Annotated in this window: 26 protein-coding genes; 17 read left to right on the top strand and 9 right to left on the bottom strand. The window is 29.2% G+C overall.

What is annotated here, in order from left to right; genetic code table 11:
* Nucleotides 1-524: 524 nt before the first annotated feature.
* The 7 genes from gyrA to dnaA form a co-directional block, all read right to left on the bottom strand.
* The gene (gene gyrA / locus RSD37_RS15050) at nt 525-3,035 is read right to left on the bottom strand and encodes a DNA gyrase subunit A (RefSeq protein ID WP_346947562.1); all 2,511 of its coding nucleotides are present in this window, start codon (nt 3,033-3,035) and stop codon (nt 525-527) included.
* A gap of 30 nt (nt 3,036-3,065) precedes the next feature.
* A complete protein-coding gene (gene gyrB / locus RSD37_RS15045; RefSeq protein WP_346947561.1) occupies nt 3,066-4,973 on the bottom strand; it encodes a DNA topoisomerase (ATP-hydrolyzing) subunit B in 1,908 nt (635 codons plus the stop codon).
* A gap of 20 nt (nt 4,974-4,993) precedes the next feature.
* Nucleotides 4,994-5,257, bottom strand: coding sequence for an extracellular matrix/biofilm biosynthesis regulator RemA family protein (locus tag RSD37_RS15040; RefSeq protein WP_346947560.1), 264 nt, complete (start codon nt 5,255-5,257; stop codon nt 4,994-4,996).
* An 11-nt stretch (nt 5,258-5,268) separates the two neighbouring features.
* On the bottom strand, nt 5,269-6,372 hold the full coding sequence (recF, locus tag RSD37_RS15035; RefSeq protein ID WP_346947559.1) for a DNA replication/repair protein RecF: 1,104 nt from the start codon (nt 6,370-6,372) through the stop codon (nt 5,269-5,271).
* Between the two features lie 153 nt (nt 6,373-6,525).
* Entirely contained in the window at nt 6,526-6,732 is a 207-nt protein-coding gene (locus tag RSD37_RS15030; RefSeq protein WP_346947558.1) for an RNA-binding S4 domain-containing protein, read from the bottom strand.
* 13 nt (nt 6,733-6,745) lie between these two features.
* Nucleotides 6,746-7,852, bottom strand: a complete 1,107-nt coding sequence (dnaN, locus tag RSD37_RS15025) for a DNA polymerase III subunit beta (protein WP_346947557.1) — start codon at nt 7,850-7,852, stop codon at nt 6,746-6,748.
* 260 nt (nt 7,853-8,112) lie between these two features.
* Nucleotides 8,113-9,465 carry a chromosomal replication initiator protein DnaA gene (gene dnaA / locus RSD37_RS15020; RefSeq protein WP_346947556.1) on the bottom strand — a complete coding sequence of 451 codons (1,353 nt, stop codon included), beginning with the start codon at nt 9,463-9,465 and terminating at the stop codon, nt 8,113-8,115.
* Between the two features lie 576 nt (nt 9,466-10,041).
* Between dnaA and rpmH the strand changes: the two genes are divergently transcribed.
* The 12 genes from rpmH to RSD37_RS14960 all read left to right on the top strand — a co-directional run bounded on the left by rpmH (nt 10,042) and on the right by RSD37_RS14960 (nt 19,793).
* Complete coding sequence (gene rpmH / locus RSD37_RS15015) at nt 10,042-10,176, top strand: 50S ribosomal protein L34 (protein WP_346934211.1); 135 nt, start codon at nt 10,042-10,044, stop codon at nt 10,174-10,176.
* Nucleotides 10,177-10,228: 52 nt separating this feature from the next.
* Nucleotides 10,229-10,588 (top strand): ribonuclease P protein component, encoded by a 360-nt coding sequence (gene rnpA, locus RSD37_RS15010; RefSeq protein WP_346947555.1) that lies wholly within the window; start codon nt 10,229-10,231, stop codon nt 10,586-10,588.
* Nucleotides 10,560-10,769, top strand: a complete 210-nt coding sequence (gene yidD / locus RSD37_RS15005; protein WP_346947554.1) for a membrane protein insertion efficiency factor YidD — start codon at nt 10,560-10,562, stop codon at nt 10,767-10,769. Before rnpA ends, yidD begins: the two co-directional genes overlap by 29 nt.
* 38 nt (nt 10,770-10,807) lie before the next feature.
* The gene (gene yidC, locus RSD37_RS15000) at nt 10,808-11,470 is read left to right on the top strand and encodes a membrane protein insertase YidC (protein WP_346947553.1); all 663 of its coding nucleotides are present in this window, start codon (nt 10,808-10,810) and stop codon (nt 11,468-11,470) included.
* A gap of 37 nt (nt 11,471-11,507) precedes the next feature.
* Nucleotides 11,508-12,134 (top strand): RNA-binding cell elongation regulator Jag/EloR, encoded by a 627-nt coding sequence (jag, locus tag RSD37_RS14995; RefSeq protein ID WP_346947552.1) that lies wholly within the window; start codon nt 11,508-11,510, stop codon nt 12,132-12,134.
* A 136-nt stretch (nt 12,135-12,270) separates the two neighbouring features.
* Nucleotides 12,271-13,647 (top strand): tRNA uridine-5-carboxymethylaminomethyl(34) synthesis GTPase MnmE, encoded by a 1,377-nt coding sequence (gene mnmE / locus RSD37_RS14990; protein WP_346947551.1) that lies wholly within the window; start codon nt 12,271-12,273, stop codon nt 13,645-13,647.
* 8 nt (nt 13,648-13,655) lie between these two features.
* Nucleotides 13,656-15,542, top strand: coding sequence for a tRNA uridine-5-carboxymethylaminomethyl(34) synthesis enzyme MnmG (gene mnmG, locus RSD37_RS14985; RefSeq protein ID WP_346947564.1), 1,887 nt, complete (start codon nt 13,656-13,658; stop codon nt 15,540-15,542).
* Between the two features lie 174 nt (nt 15,543-15,716).
* Nucleotides 15,717-16,436 (top strand): 16S rRNA (guanine(527)-N(7))-methyltransferase RsmG, encoded by a 720-nt coding sequence (gene rsmG / locus RSD37_RS14980; protein ID WP_346947550.1) that lies wholly within the window; start codon nt 15,717-15,719, stop codon nt 16,434-16,436.
* A 104-nt stretch (nt 16,437-16,540) separates the two neighbouring features.
* Entirely contained in the window at nt 16,541-17,326 is a 786-nt protein-coding gene (locus RSD37_RS14975; RefSeq protein ID WP_346947549.1) for a ParB/RepB/Spo0J family partition protein, read from the top strand.
* Between the two features lie 289 nt (nt 17,327-17,615).
* On the top strand, nt 17,616-18,386 hold the full coding sequence (locus RSD37_RS14970) for an AAA family ATPase (protein ID WP_346947548.1): 771 nt from the start codon (nt 17,616-17,618) through the stop codon (nt 18,384-18,386).
* A 1-nt stretch (nt 18,387) separates the two neighbouring features.
* A complete protein-coding gene (locus RSD37_RS14965) occupies nt 18,388-19,245 on the top strand; it encodes a ParB/RepB/Spo0J family partition protein (RefSeq protein ID WP_346947547.1) in 858 nt (285 codons plus the stop codon).
* Nucleotides 19,246-19,283: 38 nt separating this feature from the next.
* Nucleotides 19,284-19,793: a DUF4446 family protein gene (locus RSD37_RS14960; protein WP_346947546.1), complete on the top strand. Its 510-nt coding sequence runs from the start codon at nt 19,284-19,286 to the stop codon at nt 19,791-19,793.
* A 185-nt stretch (nt 19,794-19,978) separates the two neighbouring features.
* Here the strand turns inward: RSD37_RS14960 and yyaC are convergent, their stop codons facing one another.
* Together yyaC and RSD37_RS14950 are read right to left on the bottom strand one after the other, a co-directional pair.
* Nucleotides 19,979-20,587 carry a spore protease YyaC gene (yyaC, locus tag RSD37_RS14955; RefSeq protein WP_346947563.1) on the bottom strand — a complete coding sequence of 203 codons (609 nt, stop codon included), beginning with the start codon at nt 20,585-20,587 and terminating at the stop codon, nt 19,979-19,981.
* A 68-nt stretch (nt 20,588-20,655) separates the two neighbouring features.
* Entirely contained in the window at nt 20,656-21,813 is a 1,158-nt protein-coding gene (locus tag RSD37_RS14950) for an aminotransferase class V-fold PLP-dependent enzyme (protein ID WP_346947545.1), read from the bottom strand.
* A gap of 311 nt (nt 21,814-22,124) precedes the next feature.
* On the opposite strand from RSD37_RS14950, the gene yedF reads away from it, so the two are divergent.
* The 5 genes from yedF to RSD37_RS14925 form a co-directional block, all read left to right on the top strand.
* The gene (gene yedF / locus RSD37_RS14945) at nt 22,125-22,733 is read left to right on the top strand and encodes a sulfurtransferase-like selenium metabolism protein YedF (protein WP_346947544.1); all 609 of its coding nucleotides are present in this window, start codon (nt 22,125-22,127) and stop codon (nt 22,731-22,733) included.
* A gap of 21 nt (nt 22,734-22,754) precedes the next feature.
* Nucleotides 22,755-23,009, top strand: coding sequence for a DUF3343 domain-containing protein (locus tag RSD37_RS14940; protein ID WP_346947543.1), 255 nt, complete (start codon nt 22,755-22,757; stop codon nt 23,007-23,009).
* A gap of 60 nt (nt 23,010-23,069) precedes the next feature.
* Nucleotides 23,070-23,261 carry a DUF951 domain-containing protein gene (locus tag RSD37_RS14935; RefSeq protein WP_346947542.1) on the top strand — a complete coding sequence of 64 codons (192 nt, stop codon included), beginning with the start codon at nt 23,070-23,072 and terminating at the stop codon, nt 23,259-23,261.
* A 109-nt stretch (nt 23,262-23,370) separates the two neighbouring features.
* On the top strand, nt 23,371-23,661 hold the full coding sequence (rpsF, locus tag RSD37_RS14930) for a 30S ribosomal protein S6 (protein WP_346947541.1): 291 nt from the start codon (nt 23,371-23,373) through the stop codon (nt 23,659-23,661).
* Between the two features lie 8 nt (nt 23,662-23,669).
* A partial coding sequence (locus RSD37_RS14925; protein ID WP_346947540.1) for a single-stranded DNA-binding protein occupies nt 23,670-23,889 on the top strand: 220 nt, incomplete at its 3' end.

Raw genomic sequence — 23,889 nt, 5'->3', positions numbered from 1 at the left:
TATCTATCGGAATTAACTGGTTTTACCTTTTTCTCTGTTTAATTTTCAAAGACCAATTTCTTATCTTATTACTATCATCGATTACTACCAACGACTCTTTTAATTCTACTAGATAATCTCTTATCTGTCAACAACTTTATTTAAAAAGTTTTTCTCAATTTATTAAGAAGTTTACTCTTAATTGCTGTTGTTTCTTTACCGCATCTCTCAGCGACAAGACATATCTTATCATGATTAATAAATTAACAACTAATATATTCGTCCATTTATTAATTATTATACTAATTTTACTCCTTAATTCATTAAAATGCTAATTATTGCTTATATTGATACGCATGGATATGTGTTTGATTATTATACTATTAATCTATTGTTTTATGACTTTAATTACTTATTTACTATATACTTTATTATATTTAAAACTATGAAGATAATCTTAGTTTTTTAATATTACACATAAAAAAAATAGGAATTAATCTAATTACATAGTTTAATTCCTACTTCTAAATATATTTATACTGTACTTAATCTAAATCAATTTTGTTTTCTTCTACAATTGCAGTTTCTTCGCCTAACTCTTCTATTGATATTTGCTCATCCTCAGGCTTTACATTGTCGCTATTATAGTTAATTTTTGCCACAGCTACTATATTTACATCTTCTCCAGTCTTCATAAGTGTAACGCCCATTGCATTTCTACTGGTTGTTGAAATATCTTTTACATTAATCCTTATTATTATTCCATTGCTATTAATAAGCATCATTTCATCAACATCCCTAACAACTCTACCACTTACAACATTACCAGTTTTTTCTGAGATTTTATAGGTTTTTATACCCTTTCCACCTCTTCTTTGAAGTGTGTAATTAAATATAGCTGTTCGCTTTCCAAATCCATTTTCACTAATAACAAGTAGTTCTTCTTCTTCTTTAGCTATAACCATAGATACTGCAAAATCTCCATCTCTTAGAGTTATAGCCTTTACACCTGTTGTAGTTCTTCCCATGTTTCTAACTTCTTTTTCACTAAATCTTATAGAATATCCATTCTTAGTTACAAATAATACTTCATCATCGCCTTTAGTTATTCTAACTCCAACAATTTCATCATCTTCTCTAAGATTTATAGCATTAAGTCCATTTTTCCTTATGTTTTCAAACTTATCTAGAGATGTCTTTTTAACCATACCTGACTTAGTTCCCATCAATAGATAATTATTACTATCAAATGTTTTTATAGACATAACTGCTTGTATATTCTCACCTGCATCTAGTGGAAGTATATTAACTATATTAGTTCCTTTAGCAGTTCTACCACCTTCAGGAATCTCATATCCTTTTAACTTATATGCCTTACCCTTATTAGTAAAGAATACTATATTATTTAAGGTTGGAGTTATTAAAATATGCTCTACAAAATCATCTTCTTTTGTAGTTATACCTTGAATTCCTCTTCCCCCTCTTTTTTGAGCATTATAAGTATCAGCTGGTATTCTCTTTATATACCCACCATGTGTCAATGTAATTACAATATCTTCATCATCAATTAAATCTTCATCTTCAAAGCTATATGGATTTTTTTCGATGATTGTTCTTCTATCATCACCATATTTAGTTTTTATTTCAGTTAACTCTTCTTTTATAATATTAAGTAGTATTTCTTCACTGTTAAGTATTGATTGTAAATACTCTATAATTTTCATTAATTCCTTATATTCATCTTCTATTTTTTCTCTTTCAAGTCCTGTTAATCTTTGAAGTCTTATATCTAATATAGCTTGTGATTGCTTTTCAGATAAATCAAACTCATTCATTAATCCATCTTTAGCTTCTTGAGTTGTTTTTGAAGCTCTGATTAATGATATTACAGCATCTATATGATCAAGTGCTATTCTTAAACCTTCAAGGATATGTGCTCTAGCATTTGCCTTGTCTAGATCAAATATAGTTCTTCTTGTAACAACATCCTTTTGATGGTTTAAATAATGTACAAGAATTTGTCTTAAGTTAAGAACCTTAGGCTCGTTATTAACTAATGCAAGCATTATTATACCAAATGTATCTTGCATCTTTGTATGTTTATACAATCTATTTAAAACTACATTTGCATTTGCATCTCTCTTAAGTTCTATAACAATTCTCATACCTTCTCTATCTGATTCATCTCTCAAATCAGATATACCATCAATTTTCTTCTCTTTTACAAGATTTGCTATATTTTCTATAAGATTAGCCTTATTAACCATATACGGTATCTCTGATACAATTATTCTATTTCTACCATTATGCTCTTCTATTTCAGCTTGTGATCTAACTAATACTCTTCCTCTTCCAGTCTCATATGCACTTCTAAATCCACTCTTACCAAGTATTATGCCACCTGTTGGGAAGTCAGGACCTTTTATTTCAGTCATAAAATCTGCAACTGTGGCTTCCGGATTATCAATTAGCATAATTACGGCATTTATTACTTCCGTAAGGTTATGCGGAGGTATGTTAGTTGCCATACCAACTGCTATACCAGAGGATCCATTTACAAGTAATGTAGGAAATCTTGCAGGTAACACTGATGGTTCTTCTTCCTCACCATCGAAGTTAGGAGTAAAGTCTACAGTATCTTTATTAATATCACGAAGCATTTGGCTACATATCTTGCTCATTTTAGCTTCTGTATATCTCATTGCTGCCGCACTATCTCCGTCTACTGATCCAAAGTTACCATGACCATCAACTAACATATATCTTATTGAAAAATCTTGTGCCATTCTAACCAAAGCATCATAAACAGAACTATCACCGTGTGGATGATATTTACCTAGTACATCTCCGACTATTCTCGCACATTTTCTATAACCTTTTTCATAAGTTATACCTAATTCATGCATTGAGAATAATATTCTCCTATGAACAGGCTTTAATCCATCTCTAACATCTGGTAGCGCTCTCCCAACTATAACACTCATGGCATAATCTATATAAGATTTTTTCATCTCATTTTTTATATCTATTGGTATTATTTTATCTATGGTATCCATTTCTACACCTACCTTTATTATAACCTATCACTATATATCTAAGTTACTAACTCTCTTAGCATTATCTTGTATAAATTCTCTACGTGGCTCTACCTTATCTCCCATTAGTATCGTAAATATTTCGTCTGCAGCCATTGCATCCTCAACATTTACTTGTAATAATGTTCTACTTTCCGGATTCATTGTAGTACTCCATAGCTGCTCTGGATTCATCTCCCCAAGACCTTTGTATCTTTGAATATCTGTAGCACTATCTTTTCCACCAAGTTCCACAAGAGCCCGTTCAAGCTCAGCATCACTATAAGTATATTTCTCAATTTTACCTTTTTTAACTTTGTAAAGTGGTGGTTGCGCAATAAATACATGACCTTTATCTATAAGATCTCTCATATATCTATAGAAAAATGTTAGTAACAGAGTTCTAATATGAGCTCCATCTACATCAGCATCTGTCATTATTATTATTTTATAGTATCTTATCTTGGACACATCAAAATCCTTACCAACACCAGCTCCAAATGCAGTTATCATAGATCTTATAGACTCCGATGCTAATATCTTATCAAGCCTCTGTTTCTCTATATTCATTATCTTTCCTCTAAGTGGAAGTATAGCTTGGAATTTTCTATCTCTACCTTGCTTTGCAGAACCTCCCGCAGAATCTCCCTCAACTATATAAATTTCACACTCTGATGGATCTTTAGATGAACAATCTGCAAGTTTACCAGGCAATGTTGTGCTTTCTAATACTGATTTTCTTCTTGTAAGTTCACGAGCCTTTTTAGCTGCTTCTCTAGCTCTTGCTGCATTCAAACTTTTATCAATAATTGCTTTACCTATTGCTGGATTTTCTTCTAAAAATGAACTTACAACATCTCCAAGAACAGACTCAACTATACCTCTTACCTCGCTATTACCTAACTTAGTCTTGGTTTGACCTTCAAATTGAGGATCTGTAAGTTTAACAGATACTACTGCTGTTAATCCTTCTCTTACATCCTCTCCACTTAGATTTTTATCATTTTCCTTTAAAAATCCAAATTTCTTAGCATAGTCATTTAAGATTCTAGTTAATGCGGTTTTAAATCCAACTAAGTGTGTTCCACCCTCTGCTGTATCTATATTGTTAGCGAATGAGAATAAATTTTCGTTATATGTGTCATTATATTGAAATGCTATTTCTACTGCTGTTGTATTCTTTACACCTTCTATATAAACTGGTTCACTATGGACTTTACCTTTATTTCTATTTAAATACTCAACAAATGATTTTATTCCACCTTCATAATGAAACTCATTATGTTTTCCATCTCGTTCATCTTTAATCTTAATATTTATACCCTTATTTAAAAATGCAAGTTCTCTCAATCTTTGAGATAATGTCTCATATTCAAATTCTATACTCTCGAATATACTCATATCTGGCATGAAATGAATAGTTGTACCATGATCATCTGAATCCCCTATTTCTTTAAATGGAGATATAGACTTTCCTTTTGAAAAAACTTGGTTCCATATGTGACCTTCTCTTTTTATTGTAACTTCACATAAGTCTGATAAAGCATTAACTACAGATGCACCAACACCATGCAATCCACCTGATACCTTATATCCTCCACCGCCAAATTTTCCTCCAGCATGAAGCACCGTCATTATAACTTCAACCGTAGGTATATTCATCTTAGGATGTATACCTACTGGCATACCTCTACCATCATCTACTACAGTTACTGAATTATCCTCATGAATAGTTACATCTATGTTTTGACAAAACCCTGCTAAAGCCTCATCTATACTATTGTCAACTATTTCATAAACTAGATGATGAAGTCCTCTAATACTGGTACTTCCAATGTACATTCCTGGTCTTTTTCTAACAGCCTCAAGCCCTTCAAGGACTTGTATCTGATTCTCATCATATTTTTCATTATTACTCATAGCTATCCTCCTAACTTACCCTAAAGTTCACAGTATGATATATTGGTCCTTTTACATAAAGTCGAAGATGATATTGGCGACAAATAAATCTTACTTTTCTTATTTACTTCAGCTATAATAAATGACTTAGGTTTGTCGTTAGTTATCCGCTCTACAAATCCATCTTCTTCTGCCAATCTTAAGAATTGACTAGTATCTGAACTATACATAGTAGATTCCACATCGAAAATACCTATTATATCTTTAATTGGCACTACTACACTCTCGCCTAAGTGTAAAAACATAGTATTTCCTCCTAACTACCTGATGTTATTTCTTTTATAATTCCTTTATCAACATTAAATATTTTAATGTTATTTGCCTTTAGATTACTCTTTATATCTATAATACCTGTGCAGGTAATTAATGTCTGTATACCATTTATAGATTTCAATATATATTCTTGCCTTTTTGTATCTAGTTCAGACAACACATCGTCAAGTAATAACAATGGATATTCACCAATTAAATCTTTTATTATGTATAATGACGCAAATTTTATTGTTAACACAGATGTTCTTTGCTGTCCTTGTGATCCAAAAACTTTAACATCCATATTGTTTACATATATAGAAAAATCATCTCTATGTGGTCCCACTGATGTGACTCTCTTTTCTAAATCTTTTTTCCTATTCGTCTTAATTAATTTATACAATTCTTCTTGTAAATTATCCTTATTTTTAAGTTGCATCAAATAATCAAAAACAATATTTTCTTTACCTTGAGTTATATCATTATGAATTAACTTAGAAAATTTATTTAGTTTTTCTATATAATTTATTCTAGCATTTATTATGTAACTTCCAAATTCAGCTAATTTAATGTCATATATATCTATCATATCATCATTACTATTAAATTTTTTTAAAATAACATTTCTCTCGTTTAAAACCTTTTTATATGCTGATAAACAATAATAATATTTTTTATCTAACTTACATAATTCAATATCTAAAAATCTTCTTCTAAATGCAGGTGAATCTTTAACTATATTTAAATCTTCTGGCGAAAACATAACGACATTAAGTACACCCACTAATTCTTGAAGTTTAGATATCTTTATTGAGTTTATATTAATTGCCTTTTTACCATCTTTAAAAAACTTTATATTTATTTTTTTATTTAAACGTTCTTTAACTACATAGGCACTTATATAAGCTTCAGACTCTTCCCATGACACAAGCTCTTTATCCTTATTAGTTCTATGTGATCTACCTACACTTGCATAATAAAGTGATTCTAAGATATTGGTTTTCCCTTGGGCATTATCCCCTTGAAAAACATTAGTTCCATCACATAACTCTAAAGCCATATTTTTATAGTTTCTAAAATTTATCAAATTCAAATATTTTACATACATAAAAACACCCACCTAAAATTATATCATAATATAGATTCTAAGTGTGAAAATTACTGTAAAAATATAAATATAGCTAAATCTCAGGCTTACGATCTAAGAATTTATCTACAAAAATCAAAGGCTGAATTTCAAATCAGCCTTTACCTTAAATAGTTACTTAACAATATAGATTTCTTCTTGGAATTCAACTTTATCACCTGGATATAATTTCTTTCCTCTTCTTATCTCAACTTCACCATTAACCTTAACATCACCAATTTGGATATAGAATTTAGATTCTGATCCTAAAGTCGTAGCTCCAGTAAATTTTAAAAATGAGTCTAGCTTTATAAAATCTGTTTCTATTTTTATTTCTACCATTATTTCTCACATCCTAATTGTTATTCGCAACTCTTACTGGAAGTAATAGATAAACACTACTATCACTTTCCTGATTTTTTATTACACATGGAGATACAGAAGATGTAAATTCCATTATTACGTTATCTTCTTCCATTATTTTAAACACATCTATTAAGTATTTAGAATTAAATGCAATTTTCATTCCTTGACCTTGCAAAATTATCTGCATCTCCTCACGAGCTTTTCCCAATTGAGAATTAGAAGTCACAACCAAGGTATCATCACATATATCGAACTTAACAAGATTAGTATTTCCGTCTTTAGCCATAAGAGAGGCTCTTTCTATACAGCCTAATATTTCATGTCTATTTACAGTAACCTTTAGATTATGTTCTTTTGGTATTATAGATTCATATTTTATAAAGTCACCTTCTAATAACCTAGATATAACCTTTGTGTTACCAAAATTAAACAATATATGGTTCTTTGTAAATGTAATCTGAACATTATCATCAGTATCCTTAAGAATTTTAGAAACTTCGTTAAGAGTTTTTCCTGGAATTACAGATTCTTTGTTTGATTTACAACTCATGGTTTCACTTTTTAATGCAACCCTAAATCCATCTAATGCTATCATATTTAACTTGTTTTCTTTTATTTCAAGTAGCACACCTGTTAAAATTGGTCTTGTATCATCTTGTGCTATAGCAAATATAGTTGATTTTATCATATTCTTTAATTTTTTTTGAGATACAGTTAATACAACATCTTCTTCTATACTTGGCAGTGTTGGATATTCACTAGGATTAAGATATACTAATTGAACATTTGATTTTTGGCATTTTAGTTCAACCTCAGTATTGTTTATTTCACTAATTTCAACAATATCATTTGGAAGTTTTCTTATGATTTCACCAAATATTTTAGAATCAAGTACTACATCCCCTTCAGTTATAATGTTTGCAGCTACCTGTGTTTCTATACTTACTTCTATATCTGATCCAATTAAAGTTACAACACCATTTTTTGCAGACATATAGATTCCTTGAAGTATTGGTAATGTGGATTTTCCTGTAATCGCTTTTTGGACATCGGAGATTGCTTCTTGAAGTATATTTTTTTCTATTAAAAATTTCATTTTAAAATCCTCCTTATACACATAAAAAAATAGCCTTAAATAGCTTAGATAATATAATAATATTTAGTAGTAATAGTAGTAGGGGCTGTTAGTTTGTTAATAAGTGCCTTAACACCAATAATACCAACAAATTTTATGTAAAATAATTGTGGATAAACTATTGTGTATTTTTAGTAGTTATCCACATTGTTAAGAACTTATATGTTTTTAAAATTTAATCCACAATTGAATTCTTAATAATTACTAACAGTTGTTATTAATTATTTTTGATTTATTCTTTTAGTTAACTCAGCTACAGCTGATTGAAGACTTTCATCTTTTTTTAAATTTTGGGATATTTTTTCATAAGCATGAATTACTGTGGTGTGATCTCTACCACCAAATGCTTCACCTATCTTAGGTAGAGAGGTATCTGTAAGTTTTCTAGATAAATACATAGCAATCTGTCTTGGGAATGATACATTTCTAGTTCTTCTAGCAGATTTAAAATCTTCAACCTTTAAGTTATAGTAACTAGATACAATATCTTGTATTAGCTCAATGGTAACTTGTCTTGAGTTTCTATTAGAAATTATATCCTTTAAAGCTTCAGAAGCTAAATCTACACTGATATCTTTGTTAGTTAAAGAAGAGTATGCAACGATTCTTATTAGAGCACCCTCTAACTCTCTTATATTTGATTTAATTTGTGTAGCTATATATACCATAACTTCGTTAGGTATATTAAGATTTTCTACATCAGCTTTTTTCTTAAGGATAGCAATTCTAGTTTCAAAATCTGGAGCTTGAATATCAGCTATAAGACCCCATTCAAATCTAGATCTAAGTCTGTCTTCTAATGTAGGAATTTCTTTTGGCGGTCTATCACTTGAAAGTATAATTTGTTTATTTGCATCATGAAGAGCATTAAATGTATGGAAAAATTCCTCCTGAGTACGCTCTTTGCCAGCTATAAACTGTATATCGTCAATTAGTAGTACATCTACGTTTCTATATTTATTTCTAAAATCAACATTTTTATCGTCTTTAATAGAATTAATAAGCTCATTAGTAAACTTTTCAGAAGAAACATAAACAACTTTAGACTTAGAATTTACATTTTGGATGTAATGTCCAATAGCATGCATTAAGTGAGTTTTTCCAAGTCCAACTCCACCATAGATGAATAATGGATTATAGGCTTTAGCAGGGGATTCAGCCACGGCAAGAGATGCTGCATGAGCAAATCTATTACTATTACCTATAACGAAAGAATCAAAGGTATATTTAGGATTTAGGGTAGCAGACATTTCATCATTGACAACTAAAGTTCTTTTTTTAGAGTGATCTTTAGCAGATGAAGCTTCTAAATCTGAAGCTTCTTCTGAACTTATTACAAAATTAATTGAATAAGTTTTATTACATGCCGCCTGAATAGAATTTTTTATTAAATCCTTGTATCTATTCTCCAATATATCCTTAGTGAAGTCGTTACGAACACCAAGAGTTATAGATGAATCAGTAGTATTTAATGGGTCAATACTTTTTATCCAAGTATTAAAACTTACTTCTGTGAGTTCAGCTTTAAGTATTTCTAAGGCTTTTTCCCAAATTTCTTTTACATAGGTGTTCATTTTATATCCTCCTATAAAACATTTATATCTATTATTAGTATTAGAAACATATAAAAATCCACAATAGTATCAACATAATAAATTATATATATAAAGTTGTTTACAATTGTTAAAATTTTTATTCACATGTTTATAACTTGTATTTTTATTGAATGATAAATTGTTGTTATTAACAACACCTGTTTAGAGTTATACACAGGCATTTAGTAGTATAAACTGCTAAAATTCATCGAAAAATACAAAAAAATAAGATGAAATCATAGTTATTAACAGTTTAATCAACAGACTGTGTATAACTTGTTCGAAAAATAGTTTATCAACAATCCTATCTAATGATAACAAAAGATTAGTTGCTATTCAATAAGTTATCCACAAAAAAATAAGTTTTGTGGAAGTTTTATTAACAATATGGTTTAAAATATAAATAATTATGACATATTAATAATGTAATAAATTGTTCTAAATAGTTATCTTGACATTAATCTTAGTTACATTTATAATCTAATAGTGAAACTTATAAAGTAGTGATAAGTTAATTACTATAAATGACTAAAGATAGCGAAGGGGGTGCAGCACATGTTTATGACTTACCAACCTAAAAAAAGACATAGAAAGAAAGAGCACGGATTCAGAAAAAGAATGAGTTCAGCTTCTGGAAGAAATGTTCTTAGAAGAAGAAGACAAAAGGGAAGAAAAAAACTGACAGCATAAGGGCCGCTAATGTGGCCTTTTTCTGTAATTAGGAAAGTGAGCAACAGGTACTATGAAAGAAGAAAGGCTAAGAAAAAATCCCGAGTTTAGATTAGTATATAGAAGAGGAAAATCTACAGCTACATCTCTATTAGTATTATATGTGCTCAAAAATAATAAGGGCATTAACAGAATAGGTATATCTGTAAGTAAAAAAGTTGGAAAGAGTGTAGTTAGAAGTAGAGTAAAAAGGCTTATAGGTGAGAGTGCTAGACTGAATAAGCAAGGGTTAAAACAAGGCTATGATTTGGTTTTTGTTGCAAGAAGTGCTTCAAATGATAAATGTTATAAGGAAATTGAAAATTCAGTAAAATATTTATTTAGGAAATCAGGGCTTAATAATGTTGAAAAAAATATTACTAATAGTAATTAAATTTTATAGAAAATATATATCTCCTATGAAGGTACCCTGTTGTATATATGAACCAAGTTGTTCAGCGTATGCAATGAAAGCTATTGAAAAATACGGTGCAATCAAAGGGGGATTTATGGCTATTAAGAGAATTTTACGGTGTCATCCTTATCATAAGGGCGGATATGACCCTGTTAAATAGGTAAGTAGGTTAAATAGTATAATCTAGGAGGGGTTAATTTGAGAAATTTCTTATCTGATATATTCATACAGGTATTCGATGTAATACATGGAGGTATACAGACAATTATTGCAAATCCCGATATATCTTTTGGAATCGCAATAATAGTATTTACTTTAATTTCAAAGATATGTTTATTACCATTGTCATTAAAGCAAACAAAATCAACTGCACAAATGGGTGCTATTCAACCTGAAGTTCAAAAACTTAAAGAAAAGTATAAAAATGATCCACAAAGACAACAAACTGAAATGATGAAGATTTATAAAGATAATAATATATCACCACTTAGTGGATGTTTACCAATGCTTGTTCAATTTCCGATAATGATTGCATTATTTTATGTATTTAAATCAATTGATTATCAAGGAGCTGGATTCTTATGGATGCCAGATTTAATGAAACCTGATCCATGGTATATATTACCAGTAGTTTCAGGGTTAACCACTTATTTTTCAACTAGATCAATGCAGCCAGCAACTGGTGATGCAGCAAAACAAACTGCTATGATGAATATTGGTATGTCAGTTTTCTTTGGATTTATGTCACTTAAATTTGAAGGTGCATTAGTACTTTATTGGACAATAGGAAACTTAATACAAATGGTACAATCTATGATTTTAAATAAAATTTATAAAAAGCCTACAACTAAAGCTGCATAATAAACCATTTTATTATTGAAAGGGCGGTATCTAAAGCATGAAAAATATTGAAATGATTGGCAAGACTGCTGAAGAAGCTATAAAAAATGCCTTAAAAGAATTAGATGTTACGGAAGATAAGGTTACAATAGAAGTCTTAGATGAAGGTAGCAAGGGATTTTTGAATATAATAGGGGTTAAGCCAGCCAAAGTTAAGGTGACTTTAAAAAGAGATTACATTGGAGATGCAACTAAATTTTTGGATGATGTATTAAAAGCTATGAATATAAAAGCTGAAATCCAAATAAAAGAAGAAAATAATGAAATAAAAATTAACTTAGTAGGACCTAGTATGGGAGTTCTAATAGGATATAGAGGTGAAACATTAGATTCGCTTCAATATTTAGTAAGTTTAGTTGTAAACAAAAATCATGATGAAACATATAAGAGGGTAATTCTTGATACTGTTAACTATAGATATAATAGGCAAGAGACACTTAAGAAATTAGCCTGTAAGATGGGCGATAAGGTTAGGCTGAGTGGAAAAACACTTAAACTTGAACCGATGAACCCTTATGAAAGAAGAGTTATACATTCAACGCTTCAAAACAATGAATATGTAACTACTCATAGTGAAGGTGATGAACCTTATAGAAGAGTTGTTATCGAATCAAAGAAAGCCTAATAGGCTTTCTTTTTATTTTTTATACAATGTGATACAATGAGATTTTATGGGTAGAATTTATAATATAAGGATTATGAGGAGTTTAATTAGTATTTATATAGATCTAATATGACATGAATTACCAGGAGGGAAGAAGATGAAGGATTTTGATACAATAGGAGCAATATCAACAAGCATTGGTGAAGGTGGAATTGCGATAATAAGAGTTTCAGGAGACAAATCTAAGGAATTAGTTGATAAAATATTTCAAGCTAAGAATGGAAAATCACTTAAGGATATGAAAACTTATACCATGAGATATGGCTATATAATAGATGAAAATAGTAACCATATAGATGAAGTTATAGTTTCATTTATGAAAGGACCAAGAAGCTTTACTGCTGAAGATACACTAGAAATAAATTGTCACGGTGGTGTGGTTGCAACTAATAAGGTTTTAGAGGCAGTTATAAAGCAAGGGGTTAGACTTGCAGAACCAGGTGAATTTACAAAGAGAGCATTTTTAAATGGAAGAATAGACTTATCTCAAGCTGAGGCTGTAATTGATATAATAAATGCAAAAACTGAACTTAGTATGAAATCAGCTTTAATGCAGAGTGAGGGATTGATTTCCAAGGAAATAAGGGATCTTAGAGGAAGTCTTATTTCTACAATTGCACATATTGAGGCTACTGTAGATTATCCAGAGGATGATTTAGAGGAAGTTACAGCTGATATGGCTATAAAAGATTTAGAAGTAGTTAGAATAGAAATTAAGAGACTTATGGATACAGCAGAAGAAGGTAAAATACTAAGGGAAGGATTAAGTACTGTAATTGTAGGAAAGCCAAACGTAGGAAAATCTTCATTGCTTAATGCCTTAACTAAAGAAAATAGAGCTATAGTTACAGATATTCCAGGAACAACAAGAGATGTTATTGAAGAATATATTAACATAGCAGGGCTACCTATAAAGATAATAGATACAGCAGGAATAAGAGAAACTGAGGACATTGTAGAAAAGATAGGGGTAGAAAGATCTAAGGAGAAAATAGAATCTGCTGATTTAGTTATACTTATATTAGACTCTAGTAATGGACTAACAGAGGAAGATAAGGATATTATTCATCATATAAGTGATAAAAAATATATGATATTATTAAACAAGAGTGATTTAAATAGTGAGATAACAAGAGAAAATTTAGAACACTTAAATTGTAAAAATATATTTAATATATCAGCTAAAACTGGTGAGGGTATAGAGGATGTAAGAACATCTATAAAAGAATTATTTTTTAAAGGTGAGATTAGTACTAATAATGTTATAATAACAAATACGAGACATAAAGAGGCATTATTTAGGTCTTATGAATGTATAGAGAGTGCTATAGATATATTAAAAAATACTTTTGCAATAGATTTAGCATCCATTGATGTAAGAAATGCATGGACACTTTTAGGTGAAATAACAGGGGATTCCCTTGAAGAAAATATAATAGATAAAATATTTAAGGATTTTTGTCTAGGTAAGTAGGTGATATGATGAAATATTTAGCAGGAGAATATGATGTAGTTGTAATTGGAGCTGGTCATGCGGGATGTGAGGCGGCATTGGCTACAGCTAGAATGGGATTAAAGACGTTAATGTGTACGCTTAATCTTGATAGTGTAGGATTTATGCCATGTAATCCTAATATAGGAGGTACTGCAAAGGGACATTTAGTTAGAGAAATAGACGCATTAGGTGGAGAAATGGGAGTTAATATTGATAACACCTATATTCAATCTAGAATGCTTAATATATCTAAAGGCCCAGCGGTACATTCATTAAGAGCACAAGCAGATAGAAAAAGATACTCAGAGAGAATGAAAAATGTAATAGAGAAGGAACCTAATTTATATTTAAAACAATTAGAAGTTATAAGTATTGATGCTCCGGATAAGGTTATTAAAGGTGTACTTACTAAATACGGCGCTTACTTTAGTTGTAAGGGTGTAATATTAACTAGTGGTACTTATCTAAAATCACAGGTTATAGTTGGTGAAGTTGTAGCGAATGAGGGACCAAGTGGGTTATTTCCTGCAAATGAATTATCTAAGTCATTAATTGATTTAGGAATACCATTAAGAAGGTTTAAAACAGGTACTCCAGCCAGAATTAATGCTAGGTCTATAGATTTTTCTAAAATGGAGGAGCAAAAGGGTGATGAGAATGTAGTACCATTTTCATTTATGAGTGAAGATATTAAAAGAAATCAGATATCTTGTTACTTAACTTATACAAATAGTAAGACTCATGATGTTATATTAGAAAATATAGATAGATCACCATTATATAATGGATCAATAAAAAGTACTGGTCCTAGATATTGTCCATCAATAGAAGATAAAGTAATGAGATTTAGAGATAAGGAAAGACATCAGTTATTTATAGAGCCAGAGGGTGAGAATACTGAAGAAATGTATGTTCAAGGTATGAGTAGTTCTCTTCCTGAGGATGTTCAGGTAGCTTTTTTAAGGACAATAGAAGGGCTTGAAAATGTAGAAGTAATGAGAACTGGATATGCAATAGAATATGATTGTATTGACCCTACTCAGTTAAAGTTATCATTAGAGTTTAAGAATATAGATGGATTATTTTCTGCAGGCCAGATAAACGGAAGTTCAGGCTATGAAGAAGCTGCAGGGCAAGGAATACTAGCAGGTATAAATACGGCACTTAAGATAAAGGGCAAAGAACCTTTAATTTTAAGAAGATCAGATTGTTACATAGGGGTTCTTGTAGACGATTTAGTTACTAAAGGAACTAATGAACCATATAGAATGATGACATCAAGAGCTGAGTATAGACTGTTACTAAGACAGGATAATGCTGATTTAAGACTAACAGATATAGGATATGAAGTAGGATTAGTAAAAGAAGAACGATATAATGCATTTAAGCAAAAAAGATTTGAAATAGATGAGGAAATTAAAAGATTAAAAGGTATACAAATAACTGGTAAAAGGGAAGTAAATGAATTCTTGGAAAGTAAAGGTTCTGCGGAACTGAAAAAACCAACTTCATTGTATGAGTTAATTAAACGTTCAGAGTTAGATTATCACAACGTTGAAGAGCTAGACCCTGATAGAAATGAACTTAGCTATCAAGTTACAGAACAAGTGAATATTGTTTCTAAATATGAAGGCTATATAATGAAGCAATTAGAACAAATCAATCAATTTAAAAAGTATGAGACTAAGCTTATACCTGAGGATTTAGATTATAATACAATTAAAGGGTTAAGGACAGAAGCTATACAAAAATTAGATGTTATTAGGCCAATTAATATCGGTCAAGCATCGAGAATATCTGGTGTATCACCAGCTGATATAACTGTTCTTTTAATCTGCTTAGAGCAAAGGAAAAGAAATGAAAATCAGGAGTAGTTGATAACTTTATATAAATGTATCAAGAGAGTTTAGTTTAATGTATATAATTAGAATACCTACCAATTAATGCGAGGTAATAATTAGTGGGTTTTAATTAAGGATATATTTATGAATTTAGTAGAATAAAAGGTTTATAAAGATATAGTATAAATTAAATATTTGGAGGTTAGAATGGAGTATTTTAATATATTAAATGAAGCTTGTAGTAATGAAGGATTAAGCTTTGATGAAAGTATGTATAATAATTTTATAAAATATAAAGAGCTTATAAAAGAATGGAACCAAAAAATAAATTTAACTGCAATAACGGAAGATGAGGAAATTATTAAGAAACATTTTATTGATTCTATTAAGGTATTTGAATTTCCATATGTCAAAGAGGCAAAATCTATTATAGATATTGGTACAGGTGGAGGATTCCCTGGTATACCTATGAAAATTGTAAAGTCAAATAGTTCAATGGTACTTTTAGATTCATTAAATAAGAGAATAAATTTTCTTAATGAAGTTATAGATCAACTAGAGTTAAATGACATCAAGACAATTCATGGCAGAGCAGAAGATTTTGCACAGGATGAAATGTATAGGCAATCATTTGATTTAGCCGTATCTAGAGCTGTAGCTAATTTAACTGTACTTTTAGAGTTATGTCTACCATATGTAAAGGTTGGAGGTTATTTTGTAGCATTAAAAGGACCTTCAATTGAAGAAGAAATAAAGACATCTACAGTAGCGCTTAGAGTACTTGGTGGTGTAATAGAAGAAATAATAGAGGTTGATATTGAGGGTAGTGATCTAAAACATAACTTGTTAGTTGTAAAAAAAGTTAAAGATACTCCTAAGAAGTATCCAAGAAAAGCAGGGATGGTGACTAAAAATCCTATAAAATAAATTTATAAAAATTTTATGTTAAATTATGTTATTTAAAGAGGATTTTTTGAATTTGTATAGAATTTTAATAGTAGAGAAGGAATTTCACAAAAGGATGGTATAAAATGGAAAATACTATTAATTATATAGAGGTTGATTCAATATGCCCAAATCAGTATCAACCAAGAAAAGTATTTGATGAAGAATCAATAAAAGAACTTGCTCAATCAATAAAGGTTTATGGAATAATTCAACCGTTATCTGTTAGGAAATTAAATGAAAATAGTTACGAATTAATTGCTGGCGAACGGAGATTGAGAGCAGCAAAGGAAGCTGGGTTACCTAAGGTACCAGCTATAATAGTTAATATTAATGATAAAGATTCTGCAGCTATAGCTTTACTTGAAAATTTACAAAGAGAAGATCTTAATTTCTATGAAGAAGCAATAGCATACAATAACTTAATTAAAGTTCATTCCTATACACAGGAACAACTGTCTGAAGTAATAGGTAAAAAACAATCTACAATAGCTAATAAACTTAGAATCTTAAAGTTAGATGAAAATACTGTTAACACGTTAGTTAAGAGTAAGTTAACAGAAAGACATGCTAGGGCATTATTAAAGTTGCCTAGTACTGAACTTCAAGATAAGATAGTAGATATTGTAGTTAAGGATTCTTTAAATGTTAAGAAGACTGAGGAATTAATTGATAGAGAATTATTAAAATTAGTACACAGTGATAATAATATTGCAGCAGATGGTAAGAAAAGAATAAAGGGTTCTTTTAGTCCGGCAATATACATAAACACTGTAAAACAAGTTTTTGATAAGTATGGAGTAGAAGCTAAATATAGATCTAAGGAATTAGATGATAGTATACAGGTAACTATAACCATACAGAAAAAATAACAAATTTATATTTAAAGCTACTAAATGTTTCACATGAAACATTTAGTAGCTTTTTTCTATATTTATTGATAAAAAAGTACAAATAAATTGGAATTTATAAGTATAATTACTTTAAATAAAATCTATATCAATATATAATATATATACATAGTAAAGTATATATTTAAGATTTATAAAAATAACTAAATCATGATTGTTAAATATAGTGGAAGTCAATAGAATGTTTCAATAATATTTATATTATTGTTTTTTACATGCCGGTGATTATATATATAAAGGGGGGAATAAAATGAAGGTAATATGTATTTTTAATCAAAAGGGTGGAGTTGGAAAGACAACTACAAATATAAATTTATGTTCATACTTAGCTATGAATGGAAATAAGGTATTAGCTATAGATATTGACCCGCAGGGAAATACAACAAGTGGTTTAGGCTTAGATAAGAGAAAAATTCATTGTTCTATGTATGATGTTTTAACGAGTAACGTTTCTTTAAGTGAGATTATTAAGAAGAGTGAAATTGTAGATAATTTCTACATTGCTCCTTCAACAATGACTTTGGCTGCTGCTGAAGTTGAAGTAATTAGTCAGGAAAATAGAGAAAAGGTTTTAAAGAATAAAATAGACGAAATAAAAGACGATTATGATTATATATTTATAGATTGTCCACCATCTTTAGGTGTATTAACTATTAATGCTTTAACAGCATCTGATTCAGTTTTAATACCTATACAATGTGAATTTTATGCACTTGAAGGTGTAGGACAGTTAATGAGTACTATTGAACTGATAAAAAAATACTTAAATACTAGCCTCGAAATAGAGGGCGTAATCATGAGTATGTATGATAGTAGAACTAGACTATGCAATGAAGTTGTAGAGGAAATCAAAAATTATTTTAATGGTAAAGTCTACAATACATTTATTCCAAGAAATATAAAATTAGCAGAATCACCTAGCTTTGGACTACCTATAATGTTATATGATGATAAGTGTAAGGGAGCAGAGGCATTCGAAGCTTTAGCAGAAGAGTTTATTAGTAGACAGGGGGGAAAGTAGAATGAAGAAACCCGGTGTTTTAGGAAAAGGATTATCATCATTAATTCCAGAAAATGATTTTCAAAATAATAATAAAGAACAAGTTTTTAATATTAATATCAATTTAATTAGAGCAAATCAAGAACAACCAAGAAAACATTTTGATGATGAAAAGCTAATGGAATTAGCTAATTCCATCAGAGAGCATGGAATAATACAACCTATTATTGTTAAGGAAGAAGAACAAATATATACAATAATTGCTGGTGAACGTCGTTGGAGAGCGGCTAAGCTTTTGAATTTAAGAGAAGTACCTGTAATTATTAAAGATTTATCTGACTTAGAAATTATGGAAATATCTTTAATAGAAAATATAATAAGGGAAGATTTGAATCCTATAGAAGAAGCTATGGCATATAAAAAGTTGCTCAAAGAATTTAAGCTTACTCAAGAAGAAATAAGCAAACAAGTTTCTAAATCTAGAAGTACTATAGCTAACTCATTAAGATTATTAAATCTAGATGAAAGAATACAGGCATATCTTATAGAAGGTGTTCTTTCAGAAAGTCATGGAAGAACTATATTAGGGTTAGAAGATAAAGAAGAACAGTATATAATTACACAGAAGGTTATAGATGAAAATTTAAATGTTAGACAAACAGAAAATTTAATTAGAAATTATAAAAAATCTGAACCTAAAAAAGAAGTTAGCAGACCTGTTACAGATATATATTATAAAGATATAAAGTGTAAATTAGAAAATCATTTTAATACAAAAGTAAATATAAATAATAATTCTAAGAATAAAGGTAAAATAGAGATAGAATATTATTCTCCAGAGGATTTGCAAAGAATAATAGAAATCTTAAATGTTTTATAATGTTTCATGTGAAACAATTTTAAAGGGGATGAATATATTTGAATGAAATAATAGAGTTTCTTAGTGAGTATCAAATACTAATAATTTTAGCATTATTGGTATTAGTAGTTGTACTAATAATAATAGTAATTAGTTCTTTAATATCTATTAGTAAACTTAAAGATAAATATAGAAAGATAATGAGAGGAACTAACAATAGAAATCTAGAAGAGTTATTAGTGAATTCTTTAGATAAGATCGATGATATGTATAAAGCTACTGAGCAGGTTAAAGTGATTTGTGATGAAACATCAAATGCTGTTACATCTTGTGTTCAAAAAGTTGCAATACAAAGATATAAGGCTTTTGAAGATATAGGAAGTGATTTAAGTTACTCTATAGCTATGTTAGATGGATTTAATAATGGAGTTATAATTACTAGTATTTATTCTAGAAATGAAAGTATTACATATGCAAAGCCAATAGATAATGGAATATCTAGATATGACTTATCTAAAGAAGAAGAAAATGTATTACATCAAGCCATAAATACAAATAATAATAAATAAATTTAACATAATTAATGTGGGGCTATAATAATATAGCTCCTTTGTTATTATAAATATATTTATTTCGTATTATTAATGGTTAGTTTTAATAATGATTTTTTAAAACAGAGAGTGCTTGGTAAAAGTGGTTTAAATAAGAAATAAGGACAATAAATGTTTCACATGAAACATTTATTGTCCTTATCTTAGTCTATTTTTATTAATTCTTGTATATCAGAAATATTATCATCAAATGAAGATTTGCGTCCACCTATGGTTTTTAGTATGGAATGATATAATCCTGAAGCTATAATTTCAGCTAATTTCATTACAATATATAATCGAGTATTTTGAAGAACTATAAATTCAAGAGAGCCAGATATATTTACAACCCCAGTAATAGTTAAGTCACCCACCTTTGGTAAGTTCTTATTCAGTGCTAAACCAGGAGATAGTGGCTTAGATTCAATTATAACCTTGCCTACATTTTGGAGATTACCTAAAGAAGCATCTACAGCTATAATAAATGGATTACTGCGATTATTTATTATAAACTCATATGTATCAGAAATGTTTTTAGCATGCACAGGAGTTTCTAAATTACCATATATAAAAACTTTATCTCTAACCAAAAACTTAAGTTTATCTCCAACAATTGGACCTAAACTATCTCCAGTAGATCTATCAGTTCCTACACACAAGATTACAATATCCCTCTTATCTTTAATAGCTTGAACTAATTCTGGACAAATAGTTTCCCTTATATTGTATATACAATTATCAGACAATGCATCGAAAACAACTTTTTTAACTATAAATAACACCTCCTATATTAGAAAGTATTACCAAATATATATTATTAATACATAAACTAATCTTAGTTTTACATATTATTTTTTATGATTGAGTTTAATGCAGATAAAATGTAAGATACATCCTTATCATCGTTAAAGTATCCAAAACTAAATCTCAAGGTCCCTATAGGATATGTACCTATAGTCTTGTGAGCTAGTGGAGCACAGTGAAGTCCAGTTCTAGTTATGATGTTATAATTGGAGTCAAGAATGAACCCCAACTCACTATTATCTATAATGGAAGAATTAACAGAAATAGTAGACGTTCTATTATCAGTAGTTAAATGACCATAAACATTCATTGTAGGTATATTTAAAACTCCGTTAATAAATGTTTCAGTCAGATAATCCTCATGCTCTTTAATTGTAGATAACCCTTCATTTTTTATAAAAGATATACCAGAAAGTAAACCTGCTATACCAGGGGAGTTCATAGTACCACTTTCAAATTTATCAGGAAGAAAGTTTGGTTGAATAATATCAGAAGAAACACTTCCGGTTCCACCAACAATTAATGGAGAACATATTTCATTCATAGAGTCATCGATTATAAATCCCCCAATACCTTGAGGACCAAGTAAGCTTTTATGACCAGTAAAGGCTAAAGCGTTACAGTTAAGCTTTTTAAAATCAAGATCTATTACACCAGCAGTTTGTGCTGTATCTATAATGAAAAAGATATTTTTCTCTCTACATATTTTACCGACAGCTTCAAGTGGTTGAATAGTACCAACTATGTTAGAACCATGAGAAAGAGACACGAGTTTAGTATTACTTTTAATTTTACTTTTGAAGTCATTTATATTAAGTTCGCCCAGCTCATTACACTGTATTATATCAAGCTCAATTATACCTTTGTTTTTAAGGTCACTTAATGTTCTAAGGGTACTATTATGATCCATTGACGAAGTTATAACATGCCATCCTGTTTTAACAATTCCTTTAATAAGTATATTTAAAGACATTGTAATATTTGAAGTGAAAATTACATTTTTAGTATCGTGAAAATTAAAAAGGTCGCATATAGTATTTCTACATTGAAATATAACTTTATTTCCTTTTAATGAAGAAGTAGAAGCACCTCTTCCAGGATTAGCACCTATATTAGTCATATAATTTAGAATGTCATTATAGACAGAATCTGGTTTTGGAAATGATGTTGCTGCATTATCCACATAAACTTGCATAATTTTACCTCCTAGATTAATTTATAGTATTCAATTTTATAATGAGTTAAATCTATATATTACAAAATTAAATAATACATATACGATATATTTGATATAATTAATTTATATTAAATATATTGTATTACATTATTACCAAATTAATAATACAACATTATAATTAATTTATACAATAATATACACCAATTAATTATATCATTTTAAAATTGAGCAATAAGGGCAATATATACAATGTATGAACTAAAAGATTATATTTATTATAACTTTTCAAAATTAAAATTCAAATTAGGTTTATAGGGGGAAGAATAATTATGAAGAATGTTAACAGTACAATTGATTGTAAGGGTTTAAATTGTCCAATTCCAGTTGTAAATACAAAAAAATATTTTGATGGAATAGAGTTTGGAGAAGGTATAGTTATAGTAGATAATGAAATTGCAAAGAATAATATAGTTAAATTTGCACAGGGAAATGAATTTGGTTATGAAGTATCGGAAAAGGGTAATAATTTATTTTATATAACTATAGTTAAAGGCGAGGGTACAAATAAAATTATGAAATCAGTTAAAGTGGAGGAAAATATAAATAAGACATTAACTATTGTAGTAGGGTCGGATAAATTAGGAAATGGTGATGATGAATTAGGAATAGCATTAATGAAGAGTTATTTATTTGCTTTATCAGAGGCAGATGTAATTCCTGAAAATTTATTATTCCTTAATAGTGGAGTAAAACTTGTAGTAACTGAAGCATTAACATTGGATAGTGTAAAGAGATTAAAGGAAAGAGGGGTTAATATTCAGAGCTGCGGATTATGTTTAGATTTCTATGGATTAAAGGATGAACTTAAGGTTGGTGACATTACAAATATGTATGCTATAATAGAAATGATGAATAAAAGCAATACAATAAAGCTTTAATAATTAACTGGGAGATAGGATATGAAAGATTTTTATATAGTAACTTTTAACAATACTCACGATGCTATGCAAGCAGAATCAATATGTATTAATGAAAAAGTTAAAGTTATAATGATGCCTACACCTACTTATATAACTAAGAGTTGTGGAATAAGTCTTAAGGTTGGAGTAGAAGAACAAAGTAAATTAAAAGAATTAATTGGTGATAGTAAAATAGTTTACAAAACAATATATGAATTGAATAATAGTAAATTAAAAGAACTTAAATTTGATTAATATATTAAATAAAAACACTAAACTTAGTTAAGTTTAATACTATTACTTAAGGAGATGTGTATGAAAGAATTTGATTTAAATGATATTGTAGAAACAAAAAAAACTCATCCTTGTGGAAGTAATAAGTGGGAAGTTATAAGAGTTGGAGCAGATATAAAGATAAGATGTATTGGATGCAGTAGAATTGTAATGATTCCACGTAGTAAATTTGAAAATAGTATAAAAAAAGTTATTAAAACAACAGATCAATAAAACAAATAATTAAGTACTTGACTTATTATTTATGATATGATAAAATTTATTGATGTAATCCCTGCTGTGTAAAGCACAGCCGTTAGTCCGGGGGGAGGAGGTGAAACTAATGAGATCATATGAAACTATATTCATATTACACCCTTCATTAGATGAGGAAGCTGTTAAAGCTGGTATCGAAAAATTTAAAGGTGTAATAGAGAACAATGGTGGAGAAATCGAAAGTGTTGATTTATGGGGTAGAAGAAAACTAGCTTATGAAATCGCTAAAGTTAATGAAGGTTTCTACACATTAATCAATTTCAAAGCTGATGCTGAATTACCTAAAGAATTAGATAGAGTATTCAGAATTACAGATGGTGTTATAAGACATATCATAATCAATCCAGAAAGCAAGTAGGTGGTATAATGAATAAAGTTGTTTTAATCGGAAGATTAACCAAAGACCCAGAGTTGAAATTTACTCCAGGTACAGGTACAGCTGTAGCCACATTTACAATTGCGGTTAATAGAAGATTTAAGAAGGAAGGTCAACCTGAAGCAGACTTTATACCTGTAGTAGTATGGGGGAAACAAGCTGAAAGTACTGCTAACTATATGAGTAAAGGTAAACTTTTAAGTGTAGCTG

Source organism: Clostridium sp. (assembly GCF_036646415.1).
GTDB lineage: Bacteria > Bacillota > Clostridia > Clostridiales > Clostridiaceae > Clostridium_J.
Note: the sequence above shows the minus strand (reverse complement) of the source record. Positions and strands in the feature narration are given on the sequence as shown.

What these genes read in the sequence shown, in the direction of transcription:
- gyrA (WP_346947562.1), bottom strand. Translation starts at nt 3,035, where the DNA reads ATGGATACCATAGATAAAATAATACCAATAGATATAAAAAATGAGATG.
- gyrB (WP_346947561.1), bottom strand. Translation starts at nt 4,973, where the DNA reads ATGAGTAATAATGAAAAATATGATGAGAATCAGATACAAGTCCTTGAA.
- RSD37_RS15040 (WP_346947560.1), bottom strand. Translation starts at nt 5,257, where the DNA reads ATGTTTTTACACTTAGGCGAGAGTGTAGTAGTGCCAATTAAAGATATA.
- recF (WP_346947559.1), bottom strand. Translation starts at nt 6,372, where the DNA reads ATGTATGTAAAATATTTGAATTTGATAAATTTTAGAAACTATAAAAAT.
- RSD37_RS15030 (WP_346947558.1), bottom strand. Translation starts at nt 6,732, where the DNA reads ATGGTAGAAATAAAAATAGAAACAGATTTTATAAAGCTAGACTCATTT.
- dnaN (WP_346947557.1), bottom strand. Translation starts at nt 7,852, where the DNA reads ATGAAATTTTTAATAGAAAAAAATATACTTCAAGAAGCAATCTCCGAT.
- dnaA (WP_346947556.1), bottom strand. Translation starts at nt 9,465, where the DNA reads ATGAACACCTATGTAAAAGAAATTTGGGAAAAAGCCTTAGAAATACTT.
- rpmH (WP_346934211.1), top strand. Translation starts at nt 10,042, where the DNA reads ATGTTTATGACTTACCAACCTAAAAAAAGACATAGAAAGAAAGAGCAC.
- rnpA (WP_346947555.1), top strand. Translation starts at nt 10,229, where the DNA reads ATGAAAGAAGAAAGGCTAAGAAAAAATCCCGAGTTTAGATTAGTATAT.
- jag (WP_346947552.1), top strand. Translation starts at nt 11,508, where the DNA reads ATGAAAAATATTGAAATGATTGGCAAGACTGCTGAAGAAGCTATAAAA.
- mnmE (WP_346947551.1), top strand. Translation starts at nt 12,271, where the DNA reads ATGAAGGATTTTGATACAATAGGAGCAATATCAACAAGCATTGGTGAA.
- mnmG (WP_346947564.1), top strand. Translation starts at nt 13,656, where the DNA reads ATGAAATATTTAGCAGGAGAATATGATGTAGTTGTAATTGGAGCTGGT.
- rsmG (WP_346947550.1), top strand. Translation starts at nt 15,717, where the DNA reads ATGGAGTATTTTAATATATTAAATGAAGCTTGTAGTAATGAAGGATTA.
- RSD37_RS14975 (WP_346947549.1), top strand. Translation starts at nt 16,541, where the DNA reads ATGGAAAATACTATTAATTATATAGAGGTTGATTCAATATGCCCAAAT.
- RSD37_RS14970 (WP_346947548.1), top strand. Translation starts at nt 17,616, where the DNA reads ATGAAGGTAATATGTATTTTTAATCAAAAGGGTGGAGTTGGAAAGACA.
- RSD37_RS14965 (WP_346947547.1), top strand. Translation starts at nt 18,388, where the DNA reads ATGAAGAAACCCGGTGTTTTAGGAAAAGGATTATCATCATTAATTCCA.
- RSD37_RS14950 (WP_346947545.1), bottom strand. Translation starts at nt 21,813, where the DNA reads ATGCAAGTTTATGTGGATAATGCAGCAACATCATTTCCAAAACCAGAT.
- yedF (WP_346947544.1), top strand. Translation starts at nt 22,125, where the DNA reads ATGAAGAATGTTAACAGTACAATTGATTGTAAGGGTTTAAATTGTCCA.
- RSD37_RS14940 (WP_346947543.1), top strand. Translation starts at nt 22,755, where the DNA reads ATGAAAGATTTTTATATAGTAACTTTTAACAATACTCACGATGCTATG.
- RSD37_RS14935 (WP_346947542.1), top strand. Translation starts at nt 23,070, where the DNA reads ATGAAAGAATTTGATTTAAATGATATTGTAGAAACAAAAAAAACTCAT.
- rpsF (WP_346947541.1), top strand. Translation starts at nt 23,371, where the DNA reads ATGAGATCATATGAAACTATATTCATATTACACCCTTCATTAGATGAG.